Annotated in this window: 7 protein-coding genes; 6 read left to right on the top strand and 1 reads right to left on the bottom strand. The window is 56.1% G+C overall.

The window, feature by feature from the left end; genetic code table 11:
* Positions 1 to 7 precede the first annotated feature (7 nt).
* On the bottom strand, positions 8 to 1,858 hold the full coding sequence (gene ftsH / locus JMJ04_RS16515) for an ATP-dependent zinc metalloprotease FtsH (protein WP_201371551.1): 1,851 nt from the start codon (positions 1,856 to 1,858) through the stop codon (positions 8 to 10).
* Positions 1,859 to 2,434: 576 nt separating this feature from the next.
* Between ftsH and JMJ04_RS16510 the strand changes: the two genes are divergently transcribed.
* The 6 genes from JMJ04_RS16510 to JMJ04_RS16480 all read left to right on the top strand — a co-directional run bounded on the left by JMJ04_RS16510 (position 2,435) and on the right by JMJ04_RS16480 (position 12,776).
* Positions 2,435 to 3,679, top strand: a complete 1,245-nt coding sequence (locus JMJ04_RS16510; protein ID WP_201371550.1) for an L-lactate MFS transporter — start codon at positions 2,435 to 2,437, stop codon at positions 3,677 to 3,679.
* A 161-nt stretch (positions 3,680 to 3,840) separates the two neighbouring features.
* Positions 3,841 to 7,041, top strand: a complete 3,201-nt coding sequence (fdnG, locus tag JMJ04_RS16500; RefSeq protein WP_307811688.1) for a formate dehydrogenase-N subunit alpha — start codon at positions 3,841 to 3,843, stop codon at positions 7,039 to 7,041.
* Positions 7,031 to 8,065: a 4Fe-4S dicluster domain-containing protein gene (locus JMJ04_RS16495; RefSeq protein ID WP_201371547.1), complete on the top strand. Its 1,035-nt coding sequence runs from the start codon at positions 7,031 to 7,033 to the stop codon at positions 8,063 to 8,065. Before fdnG ends, JMJ04_RS16495 begins: the two co-directional genes overlap by 11 nt.
* 18 nt (positions 8,066 to 8,083) lie before the next feature.
* Positions 8,084 to 9,121 carry an NrfD/PsrC family molybdoenzyme membrane anchor subunit gene (gene nrfD, locus JMJ04_RS16490; protein WP_201371546.1) on the top strand — a complete coding sequence of 346 codons (1,038 nt, stop codon included), beginning with the start codon at positions 8,084 to 8,086 and terminating at the stop codon, positions 9,119 to 9,121.
* A gap of 215 nt (positions 9,122 to 9,336) precedes the next feature.
* On the top strand, positions 9,337 to 12,018 hold the full coding sequence (locus JMJ04_RS16485) for a CDC48 family AAA ATPase (RefSeq protein WP_201371545.1): 2,682 nt from the start codon (positions 9,337 to 9,339) through the stop codon (positions 12,016 to 12,018).
* A 383-nt stretch (positions 12,019 to 12,401) separates the two neighbouring features.
* Entirely contained in the window at positions 12,402 to 12,776 is a 375-nt protein-coding gene (locus tag JMJ04_RS16480) for a hypothetical protein (protein WP_201371544.1), read from the top strand.
* Positions 12,777 to 12,781: the final 5 nt, after the last annotated feature.

The following is a 12,781-nucleotide window of genomic DNA, read 5'->3' as shown; positions in this document are numbered from 1 at the left end:
ATCCTGATTATGCGGCGAATAACATCGAGTCCAGTTCCGCACCATCGATGGTCTCAACCTGGATCAGGTGCTCTGAGATCTCGATCAACTTCTCTTTCTTCTCGCGCAGGATGTCGAGCGCTGTAGCATAGGCCTGGTTGACCAGCATGGAGACCTCGGCGTCGATCTTGGCTGCGGTCTCGGCGCTAAATGGGCTTGTGCCATCGGCATCAGCCTTGAGCGCTACATTGCCCAGAGGCGTCATGCCAAATTCACAGACCATGCGCCGCGCGATACCGGTTACATACTCAATATCCTGGCTCGCACCGGTGGTGATATCACCGAAGATAATCTCTTCAGCGGCACGTCCACCCATGGCACCTGCCATCTTAGCAAGCAATTCCGAACGGCGCAAGAGGTAGCGATCCTCGGCAGGGGCCTGAACCGTAATACCCAGGGCCATGCCACGAGCGATGGCGGAAACCTTCTGCACGGGGTCCGCACCTGGGACCGAGCGCATAACGATGGCGTGTCCAACCTCGTGGTACGCAATGATGGATTTCTCAGCCTCGGTGATCACACGGCTCTTACGCTCAGGACCAGCCATCACACGCAGAATGGACTCATCAAGATGGGGCTTCTGAATCTCGGTCAGGCCATTACGCGCGGCGAGAAGAGCGGCCTCGTTCAAGAGGTTCGCCAGGTCGGCACCAGAGAAGCCAGCGGTCTGGCGTGCCAGGTCTTCCATCAGGACGCCCTGCGCCATGGGCTTGCCCTTGGCATGCACATTCAGGATCGCCAGGCGGCCACGAATGTCAGGCTTATCAAGCATCACACGACGGTCAAAGCGGCCAGGACGCAGCAGCGCGGGATCAAGCACATCAGGGCGGTTCGTGGCAGCAATCACCACAATGTTGGTCTCTTTATCAAAGCCATCCATCTCAACAAGCAACTGGTTCAGGGTCTGCTCACGCTCATCATTGCCGGTCATACCTGAATTGGTACGCTGGCGACCAACGGCGTCGATCTCGTCAATGAAGATGATACATGGGGAATGGTCTTTGGCCTCTTTGAAGAGGTCGCGTACACGCGCCGCACCTACACCAACAAACATCTCAACGAACTCAGAACCGCTGACGCTGTAGAAAGAGACTCCAGCCTCGCCGGCGACCGCTCGCGAAATAAGCGTTTTACCTGTGCCTGGAGCACCAACCAGCAAGACGCCCTTCGGGGTACGCGCACCCATCTGAGTAAAGCGGGCAGGATGCTTGAGGAATTCTACAATCTCTTGCAGCTCCATCTTGGCCTCTTCAACGCCAGCGACATCCTTGAAGAGGATCGACGGACGAGACTCGCTAAAACGTTTCGCCTTCGAGCGTGCAAAGGGAGCTGCCTGACCACCCATACCACCACTGCGGCGCATGAAGAACACCATGGAACCAACAACCAGGAGAATCAACACCAGAGCCTCAAGTCCCTGCACCCACTGACCACTCTGCGGATCCTGAACATCAACCGTGACGCCATTTTGGGTAAAGAAAGGCGTGACAGGCTGACCCTCTTCTTTGACCGCGTGGATCTGTGTGCCATCAGCGGCTGTCGCGGTAACGTCATTGCCACTAAGCGAGACCGACTTCAGCTTATGCTGCTGCGCCATGGTCAATACGGCGCTAATCGGTTTCTCTTGGACGGTTGACGCACCAAAGCTAACACCAGCCAGGCGTGCCAGCGCCACTCCTAACAAGATAATACCGACAACAATTAACGAACCCGCCAGGCTATAACGCAAGATGGCATTCTTCTTTCGTGCTGCCTTCTGGGCTGAACTTTGTGGGTTTGATTTTCTCGTTTCGCGGTTATTCTTTGGAGGCATTTCCATGCAGACGCTAGACCCTTCTATACTCTGTGATTGACTCTGTGATCGCTGTGATTACTGTGCTTATTGTGCTTACTAAACGGGCTAAAAAACTACCAAAACTATCTAACGCCGGAATCGGCCGTATCTCTTTATATCAATTTGTCGCTAGTATAACGTATAAGAATTTGTTTAGCAAGGTGAAGGAACACTTAGAAACCTTAGAATTATTAGAAAACAAAACTAGATTCCCATCATATACGCTTGCTCTAGCGGCAATTGAAGAGTTTATGTTTCTTCATTCTTCTCTGCGTGTCATTGGTACCGAAGTACTATACACATTTGTCCGAAAAAATGCGAAGATTTAGGCAACGCTGCCAAAAGAGTGCCGCATTCCAAATATAGTGCGGCTCCTGACCCGGAAACCGTTCTCGATGCGCCTTATGGTTGCACACGCACTTTTGCATCTTCATCGATGGCATTGAGACCGTTCAAGCATAGGCACTCCTGCTCGCATCTTGTAGCGGACATGTGTGCTTGCTTAACGTCTCTACCATATATTCTCGGCATGCTCAATTTGTTTCTACAAAGGAGTATTCAATGAGTCATACCGCACCCGGTACCGGCATCAACCGCTGGACCATCGCCATCGCAGCCTTTTGTATGCAGTTAGCGTTAGGAGCAGTCTATGCCTGGAGCGTCTTCCTCAAGCCTGTAATCAGTCTCTACAAGGTCTCACAGGCCCAGGCCAATCTGACCTTCAGTATCACCCTCCTGGCCCTGGGTATTACCGCCGGTTTTGGTGGTTATTTGAATAGCCGTTTTGGGCCACGTGCCATCGCAACAGTGGGAGGAATTCTGTATGGCATAGGTGTTCTACTCGCGGCGTTTGCATCGCCAAACATCTATCTACTCTACCTCACCTACGGTATTATCGGTGGTATTGGTCTGGGTCTGGGCTATATCGTGGCGCTCGCGATGCTCATCAAGTGGTTCCCTGATCGGCGCGGCTTTATTACAGGGCTGGCGGTCGCGGGCTTTGGCGCGGGGGCCGCGCTGACTGGCCCGATCGCCGCGAACCTCTTGCTTCCAGCGTATAAACTCAACACGACTTTTATCATTCTGGGCATCGCCTACTGTATCATCGTGGTTGTAGCAGCACAGTTCTTTCGTACCGCCTCTGAGGGTTATGCTCCCGCCGGTTGGACTCCCACATTGAAACAACAGGAAGAGGGAAGCGCCCGCAACTATACCCTGGGCGAGGCCCTGCGCTCGCCACGCTGGTACTTGCTCTGGCTCATTCTCGCCCTCAATGTGACCGCGGGAGCAGCGCTCATATCTGTAGCCTCTCCCCTGGCACAGAAGTTTACTGGCGTGAGCGCGGGTGTCGCCTCGACCCTGGTGATTACCATCTCGATCTTTAATGGGGCGGGACGGCTCTTCTGGGGCTGGCTCTCCGACGCGCTTGGACGCCCATATACCTTCCTGGTTATCTTCCTGGTCCAGGTTCTGGCCTTCCTGGCGACACCCTTTATCGGAGCCATCGCGCTCCTGTTTATCCCAGCCTCACTCATCGGTCTCTGCTATGGTGGAGGCTTCGGCACCATGCCTGCCTTCGCGGCGGACTTCTTTGGCTCGAAAAATTCTGGCACGATCTATGGCGCGATGCTGACCGCCTGGAGTGCGGGCGGTATCGTTGGGCCCTTACTGATTGCCAGCATCGACTATAAGACGACACTCTTTATCCTGGCGGGACTGATGCTTGTCAGTTGTGCCTTGCCACTGCTGGCTCAGGTGCTGGCACGCCGCCAGGCTCAAACGATTGCTCCGAGCACTGGCAACTAATAAGCAGGTATATTCAGGTGACTTTTTCCTGGTTACGAAACCAGAGCTATGTTACAATCCGTATAGAAAGAACATAGCTCTGGTTATACACCGTTTTCATCACGCTTTTTTCACACGCTATCCACTGGCAGCAGCTTTGTGCTTTTCAAAGGATGATTGAGATGGATGAACATACTTCTCTGCCAAAGACGGTGCGATCCGCCTTTACCGAGCTTCTGCAAGTTGGCGCAAATACAAAGTCCTTTAGCAAGGAGAGCCTGAGCAAGGCTCCACGTATCCGCGACGCCAAGCTTGTCCATAGTGTCTGCCCCTACTGTGCAGTCGGCTGTGGCTTAAATGTATATGTCAAAGATGGCAAGGTTATTGATATCGAGGGCAACCCCGAAAGTCCCATCAATCATGGCACACTCTGCCCCAAGGGTTCAGCAACCTTCCAATACGCCATGAACCCTAGTCGCTTAACCAGGGTTCTTCACCGCACGCCCTACAGCGATCACTGGGAAGAGGTCTCCCTCGACTGGGCTATGGAGCGCATCGCGCAACTGGTCAAGCAGACACGCGACGAGACCTTTGTCGAACGCCTCGCTGATGGGCGCGAGGTCAATCATACCCAGGGGATCGCCTCTCTGGGCGGGGCAACGCTGGATGTTGAAGAGAATTATCTGATCAAGAAGCTCCTCTCCGGCGGCCTGGGCATTGTCTCAATTGAGAACCAGGCCCGTATATGACACAGCTCGACTGTGCCCGGTCTGGGTACAACATATGGACGTGGCGGAGCCACGTCATTCCCGCAGAATCTCGTTGAGAGCGATTGCATCTTAATCATGGGCAGCAATATGGCGGAGGCTCATCCGGTGGCATTCGCCAATGTAGTCAAAGCCAAGGAACGCGGTACGACGGTCATTCATATCGACCCGCACTATTCGCGCACCTCGGCCCTGGCCAACCTGCACCTCCCCATTCGCGCGGGTAGCGATATCGTCTTCCTGGGCGCGCTGATTCGTCATGTGCTCGAAAGCGAGTCCTACTTTAAGGAGTATGTGCAGCACTATACCAATGCCGCCATGCTGGTACGCGAGGACTTTCAAGATACAGAAGAACTTGATGGACTCTTCTCCGGTTATGACGCTGAGAGTGGGACCTACACCAGCCAGAAATCCTGGGACTACCAACGCGATGAGCATGGCAAGCCCCTACAAGATCCCACACTTGCACATCCCAACTGTGTCTTCCAGATAATGCGTCGCCACTTCGCGCGCTATACTCCTGAGATGGTTGAAGAGGTCTGCGGCGTTCCCCGTGAGCAGTGGCTCCAGGTGGCCCAGGCACTCATTCACAACTCGGGCCGCGAGCGCACAACGGCACTCTGCTACGCGGTCGGCTGGACACAGCAATCCAAGGGCGTGCAGATCATTCGCTCGGCAGCCATCCTGCAACTCCTGCTGGGCAATATTGGGCGTCCCGGAGGTGGCATTCTAGCTCTGCGCGGACATGCCTCTATCCAGGGTTCTACTGACGTCCCGACACTGTATGACCTGTTGGCAGGCTATATGCCTCAGCCAGCGGCCATGCCTCAAACACAGACCTCTGAACGCCTGGAAGGAGCTCAGCCGAGTACGGCGCATGTGCCAGCCCAGAATACGCTGGAGGAGTATATTGCCACTTCCGGGCAGAAGACAGGCTGGTGGGTCAACTTCCCGGCCTATATCAAGAGCCTGCTCACCGCCTGGTATGGCGAGGAGACCGTCCTTGATCAAGAGAGCGATAGCGGCTATCGCTACCTCCCCAAGATTACTGGCGACCACTCGCACCTGGCCACGACCTATGCCATGCTGGATGGGAAGGTTAAGGGCTATATCCTCTTCGGTCAGAATCCAGCCGCGGGCAGCACCAATGCGCGTCTGCAACGTAAAGCCTTGCAGCAGCTTGACTGGATGGTCGTGCGCGATCTGTACGAGGTGGAGAGCGCCGCTTTCTGGTATAAGGGTCCAGGGCCGGTAGATCCCACGCAGATCAAGACCGAGGTCTTCTTACTGCCTGCCGCCGCCTCTACCGAGAAGGAAGGCTCCTTTACCAATACCCAACGCTTGATGCAGTGGCGCGATAAGGCCGTTGATCCTCCTGGGGATGCGCGCTCGGATCTCTGGTTTGCCTATCACCTGGGCAAGCGCCTCAGAGAACTCTACGCCGAGAGCCAGGAGGCCAGAGATCGTGGTCTGCAAACGCTCCTCTGGGACTATGAGCGTGAAGAGCGCGAGCCTGGCTCGCGCATCCTTGATGAACCCGATGCCCTGCTCGTCTTAAAAGAGATCAACGGCTACTACGTACGTAAGCCCGCCAAAGAGGAGGAGCCTGCCGATGAGCGCGCATATAAGCTACATAACGCGCCTCACGTGCCCAATTTTGTGGCACTCAAGGCCGATGGAAGCACGGCCTGTGGCTCCTGGATCTATAGCGGCGTTTATCCCGAGCCAGGGAGGAACCGCGCGGCCTCCCGCACACCTAGCGGTCCCACCAACCTGGAATGGGGCTTTGCCTGGCCTGCCAACCGTCGTATTCTCTATAACCGTGCCTCGGCTGATCCCCAGGGGCGTCCCTGGTCGGAACGGAAGAAGTACATCTGGTGGGACGAAGAGAAGCAGCAATGGACCGGTTATGATATCCCCGACTTTCCTGTGAACAAGCGGCCAGACTATGTTCCGGCCCCTGACGCCACGGGGATGGATGCCATTGCCGGTAGTGATCCCTTTATCATGAAGCCTGATGGGCGAGGCTGGCTCTTCGCTCCCTCTGGCCTCAAGGATGGACCACTGCCCACACATTACGAGGCGATTGAGTCGCCCGTGCATAATAAACTCTACAAGCAGCAGAGTAATCCAACCGCCAAGTACTTCAAGGGTCGCCCAGGCAACCCGCTCGCGGCAGTTGGCGATGAGCGCTATCCCATCGTGATTACGACCTATCGCCTAACCGAGCACCATGTCAGTGGTCCCATGACGCGCTGGATGCCCTGGCTTAACGCGCTTCAGCCCACACTCTTCGCGGAACTCAGTCCTGAATTGGCCGCTGAACGCGGCGTCAAGCATGGCGAATGGCTGGTCGTCAGTACGCCACGCGGCGAGATCGAGGCCCGCGCCATGGTGACACGCCGAATGCGCCCCCTGCGCATCCAGGGACGCCAGATTCACCAGATTGGCCTGCCCTTCCACTGGGGCTTCCAGGGTAAGAGCACAGGCAGCATCACCAATGACCTGGCTCATATGGTGCTTGAACCCAATGTGAGTATTGAAGAGGCCAAGGCGTTTACCTGTAATATTCGTCCGGGACGCCTCCCAGGAGAGGAGGAATCGAATGGCCGTTGAAACCACGCTCAACACAACACAGGTCCAACCTACCGTCGCTAAACGACGGTCGGGGGTGCCTGTGCTCTTAAATATGTTCAAGCCACTTCATAAGGAGACACCGCCACCACAGCAAGCAACTATGGGCTTTTTTACCGATACCAGTATCTGTATCGGGTGTAAAGCCTGCGAGGTGGCCTGCCGCCAGTGGAACCAGTTAACGCCGCCTCCAGCTCAGTGGAGCGGCTCCAGCTACGATAACACGACGCACCTTGGCGCGCATACCTGGCGCCATGTGCAGTTTATCGAGCAGATCAACCGCGTTGAACCCACTAGCAATGGCCATGCTGGACAACCTGTCCCAGAGCTTCCACTCTTTGAGGTACAGACACTCGAAGATAAAATCGCTGCGGCAAAGTTTGAAGGTATCCTGCCTGAGACCCCGCCCGGAACGGCGCTACCCTTCTTCAATAATGAGCGCTGGCTTATGCGTAGCGATGTCTGCAAGCACTGCGCCAACGCTCCCTGCCAGGAGGCCTGCCCCACGGGCGCTATCATCCGCACCGAGTTCGATACCGTCTATGTGCAGCAGGATATCTGCAATGGCTGTGGCTACTGTACGGTTGCCTGCCCCTTCGGCGTGATCGCACGCGATGATGGCGGAAGCCATACCGCTCATAAATGCACTCTCTGCTATGACCGCCTGAAGGACGATATGGAGCCTGCCTGTGCCAAGGCCTGCCCCACTGACTCTATCACCTTTGGCGAGGTCGAGCAGCTCAAGGAGCGTGCGCGTGAGCGCCTGGGCGTCTTACAGAAGCACGGGGTCAAGGAGGCGCGCCTCTACGGCGTCGATGACCAGATCCTTGATGGTGGTCTCAATTCCTTCTTCTTACTTTTAGAAGAGCCTGAAGTCTATAACCTGCCTCGCAATCCCGCACGCCCCATGAATAATGTACCAGTCGCGTCTCTCTGGTCGATTCTGGCCGCACTCGTGCTGGGCCTGGCGAGTATGCTCTTCTTTCAGCAAAGAGATGAGCGATAGAGCCCCAGGAGAAAGAAAGTGAACGATACAGACATGCTCTTTGAGCGCCTGGCCACGCTGACGACTGGGTATGAGCCTGATCCAGTTAAGGAGAGCCAGGAGCCAACCTACTATGACTATCCCGTGCTCACGAAATCCTTCTGGAGTACCGAGATTATCTGGTACTTCTTCTTTGGAGGTCTCGCGGCTGGCTGCTATACCCTCGCCAGCATTGCTGCGCTTTTTGGTAGCAAAGAAGATCGCGTGGTGGTACGCACAGGCTACTACCTCGCGCTGCTGGCCCTGCTGCCCTGTCCACCACTTCTAATTAAAGACCTGGGACGCCCGGAGCGCTTCTTACATATGCTGCGCGTCTTCAAAGTCAAATCACCCATGTCCATGGGGACCTGGTGCCTGCTTGGCTTCTCCCTCTTTAGCAGTATAACCGCGACCATCCAGGCCGCACGCGATGGCCTGCTTGGCAAGTGGTGGGGGGCGCGTGCGCTCGCGGCCCTGCCCCAGAAGCTGCTCGCACTTCCTGGTGTCGCACTGGCCTTCTTCCTGGGGAGCTACTCGGGCGTCCTGCTTACGGCTACCAGCATTCCCCTCTGGTCACGTGATAAGCGCCTGGGGGCAATCTTCCTCACCTCTGCCCTCTCCACCAGTTCGGCCCTGATCTCGCTTATCTTGCGCGTCATAGGCGCGCCTACGCGGACTCTGCATAAACTGGAAAAGATTGAGTGGGTAGCTATGAGCCTGGAGGCTCTGGAGATCTTTAGCTTCTTACGCGGTTCTGGTCGGGCCGCACGCCCTCTCGTCGGCACTGGTCCCCAGGAGCAAGGGCGGCATTTCTGGAGCTTTATGATAGGCGGTGGCCTGGTGCTTCCCTGGCTTCTTCAATCGCTCACGCTGCTAGGTGGAAAGAAATCACGGCGCACGCGGGCGCGTGGTGGCAAGGGTCTACTCATCTCGCTGCTCGTGCTGATAGGTGGCTATTTCCTGCGTCGTACCATCGTCGAGGCTGGACGCACCTCAAGCGTCGATGCCCACACTACGCTCTGGAACGCGCGCCGCTGACCCTGGAAGCAGAACCAGGAGCGCCCATTCTGTCTCCTTTCGCGCTCCTGGCGGCTTTTCCTCCTCCTCCCCATTTTGTCTATGTAACCCTTCCTGGTACCAGACGGTAGAAAACAATTCAACTTTTTTCGCGCACTTTCGTAAGCTACTACAGAGAGATCTGAATGTCTACGAAGCAAGAGTATTTTCGTGGCTGAGAAAGGGCTTTATATTCTATGGCGGAGTCACAGGACACTGGCAGCACTGAGCAGAATCGTGCTCCCCAAACCACTACAACAACCAAGCTTCCAAAAGAACAAGAACATACAACCGTGCAGGCAACCACTACCCGCGGGACAACGCGGCCCCTTGATGCGCAAGAGGTCACTGAAGCGAGCAGTGATGTACTCCAGCTCACAGTGATTGAGGGTCTCCAGGTCGGGCGAGGTGTCGCACGCATCGATCCATCGCAAATTGCGCGCCTGGGCTGTAAACCTGGCGATATCGTGATGATTACCGGGTCACGCACGACCGCGGCCAAGGTCGTCCCCAGCGCACTCACTGATCGCGGCCAGCCCACCATCCAGATGGATAGCCAGGTACGACAAAATAGCGCCTCTGGTCTGGGTGAGCGCGTGACGGTCCGCAAGGCCAAAGTACGTGATGCGGAGAAGATCACGCTCCTCCCACTAAGCGCGGGAACGCCAATCCAGGAGAGCGATCTGCAATACATCGCCCGCTACCTGGTCGGACTCCCTGTCACCATTGGCGATCTGCTGCGCATTGGCATGCCGGGAACCTCGCCACGCGAGTTCCTGATTATCAACACCTCGCCAGCCACGCCCGCTTATGCGCTGCGTAAGCGCGCCACCAGCGAGTTGCCCCCGATTGATCCACCTCAGCCAACAGCTGATGTTGAGGCCGTCCTGGTCCAACCAGGAACACTGGTACGAGCACAGTCACGAGGCGCAACCAATCATGGTCCAGGGATTATCAGTTACGAGGATATTGGCGGCTTAGGCAAAGAGCTCCAGCGCATTCGCGAGATGATTGAGCTACCCCTCAAGTATCCCGCCGTCTTTGATCGCCTTGGCGTCGAGCCGCCCAAGGGTGTCTTGCTCTATGGCCCTCCCGGAACCGGCAAAACCTTGATCGCGCGTGTCGTCGCCGCCGAGACCAATGCCGCCTTCTTCGTCATTAATGGGCCTGAAATTATCAATAAGTTCTATGGAGAGAGCGAGTCGCGCCTGCGTTCAGTCTTCCAGGAGGCTCAGCGCCAAGCACCCAGCATTATCTTCATCGATGAACTTGATGCCCTGGCGCCTAAACGTGCTGAGAGCGGCGGCGAGGTCGAACGGCGCATCGTGGGGCAGTTGTTGGCCCTGATGGATGGTCTAGCCTCTCGCGGCCAGATCGTGCTTATTGGCGCGACCAACCAGCCCAATGCCCTGGATCCCGCCATTCGCCGCCCTGGTCGTTTTGACCGCGAGATCGCCCTGCGTGTTCCCGACGTACGCGGGCGCACAGAGATCCTGAGCATCCACAGCCGGGATGCCGCCATGGCCAACGACATCGACTTTGCGCGCCTGGCACAACTGACGCCGGGCTTTGTAGGTGCCGACCTGGAGGCGCTCTGCCGCGAGGCCGCTATGATCGCCTTGCGACGTGTGCTTCCACATATCGATTACCAGCGGGGCTATATTCCCTATGAGACCCTGATCAACATGAGTATTACCATGGCTGACTTCCAGGCCGCGCTCCGCGAGATAGAACCCTCGACCACGCGCGAGGTCTATGTCGAGGTCAGCGAAACATCATGGGATGATATCGGTGGCCTGGAGGATATTAAACAGAACCTGACCGAGGGGGTCGAGTGGCCCCTGCGCTATCCCGACATCTATGCCAATGCCAAGGTCGAGCCACCACGCGGCGTCTTGCTCGCAGGCCCTCCTGGATCGGGTAAAACCTTGATCGCCCGGGCACTTGCCAATCAGTGTGAGGCCAGTTTTATCTCCATCAAGGGGCCAGAACTGCTCTCGAAGTGGGTTGGTGAATCGGAGAAAGGGGTACGCGAGGTCTTCAGGCGCGCGAAACAGGCCGCGCCCTGCCTGGTCTTCTTCGACGAGATCGATGCCCTCGCACCCCGCCGTGGCAGCGGCATGGATGGCAATGTCGGCGACCGCCTGATCGCCCAGCTACTCACCGAAATGGATGGTATTGAGGGACGCGAAGGCGTCATCGTCCTGGCAGCAACCAACCGCCCGGAACTCATCGATCCCGCGATATTGCGCCCGGGACGCTTTGACCTGGTCGTTGAACTGCGCTATCCCAACGAAGACGAGCGCCGCATGATCTTTGATGTACATCTGCGCGGTCGACCCATTGCCTCTGAAGTGACCAGCGAAGAGCTAGCGCGTCTCACCGATGGACGTAGTGGCGCGGATATCGAGGCCATCTGTCGGCGCGCGGCCCTCCTCGCCCTGCGCGAATGGATCACGCCCCAACTCAATACGCTGCAACCAGCAGCTGTTCCAGCTCAAGCAACGGCGACGGCCGATGTCACAGATGCGCTACACGCAACCTCTGCCAGCTCTACTAGCGTGGCCCTGCTTCCCACCCAGGATACTACCCAGTTCCAGATTCGCGCCGAGCACTTTGCCCGCGCGATTGATGAACAGCGCGATCGCTATGATGTTCAGGAAGAGGCCGAGGAGAAACACACCAAGCTTGAGAAGGGACGCGAACGCCTTCTTGAGATGGCCGCAGGCCAGGACCAGCTCTCAAACCTGCCAGCCCTATCAGGCGCAGGCACATCCCTGCTGGCCCTGCGAAACCCCATCTTCTGGGTGCTCTCCCTTCTGCTCATCCTGGTCATCGTCGCCATCGTAATCCTACTACACATCACCGGACTCTTCTAACAAAGACAACGGAGTATATAGCACAATAGTTTTCGCCTCTGTTCAGAGTGACGCGGGTTGCCAGCCGTAGGCTGGCAACCCGCGTCACTCTGAACAGAGGCGAGCGCCGCAGGCGCGAGAAGTCAAGCACACGTCTTGTGCCACTATTCCATTAAAACAGTAGCACCCACGACCTCAGCAAAAGAATAGTCTCAACATTTTTCATTGTGCATCTATCAATGTTTTTATAGCATAATTTAAAAAAAGCCAGAAGAGACTAAAAGGCTGTGTATAAGCCAGAAAGCGGCTCAAGCATTGTAAGTACCATACACTTACAATATATAGGCAACTATGCTATAATAAAAAAGGAGAGCGTTTTTTTCAACAGGTGAAGGGAGCGAACAGTGTCATACTTACCTGACAACTCCTCTTCCATCTCTCGTGAGCAAATTACTGAGGCATTCCTGAAGGCCATCAGCCTGATTGACAAGCGGGTCTATCCCTATCTGGGGAGAGCGACCACGCGCGTGCTGGTTCAGGGAGCTGCCAAAAGAGTTATGGATAAACATCCCTTCCTCGGGTGCCTTATTAAACGGCCTTATACCGATATTCATCCATCTGCCATCCAGGAAGAACTCTCAGGCGTCACTCCAACCGAGCTCGTCAACGGTCTCAATGACCTTCTTGACGAATGCTTCGCTGGCTTACGAGAATTGACAGGAGACCTTATTGTGCCACACCTGCACGAGGAAGTAACCCAGCAACTACGGCAACTGTAGTAGCA

The sequence above is a fragment of the Ktedonobacter robiniae genome (assembly GCF_016587375.1).
Taxonomy (GTDB): Bacteria; Chloroflexota; Ktedonobacteria; order Ktedonobacterales; family Ktedonobacteraceae; genus Ktedonobacter; species Ktedonobacter robiniae.
Note: the sequence above shows the minus strand (reverse complement) of the source record. Positions and strands in the feature narration are given on the sequence as shown.

Bases quoted from the DNA above. Each gene is read 5' to 3' on its own strand.
- ftsH (WP_201371551.1), bottom strand. From the start codon at position 1,858: ATGGAAATGCCTCCAAAGAATAACCGCGAAACGAGAAAATCAAACCCA.
- JMJ04_RS16510 (WP_201371550.1), top strand. From the start codon at position 2,435: ATGAGTCATACCGCACCCGGTACCGGCATCAACCGCTGGACCATCGCC.
- JMJ04_RS16495 (WP_201371547.1), top strand. From the start codon at position 7,031: ATGGCCGTTGAAACCACGCTCAACACAACACAGGTCCAACCTACCGTC.
- JMJ04_RS16485 (WP_201371545.1), top strand. From the start codon at position 9,337: ATGGCGGAGTCACAGGACACTGGCAGCACTGAGCAGAATCGTGCTCCC.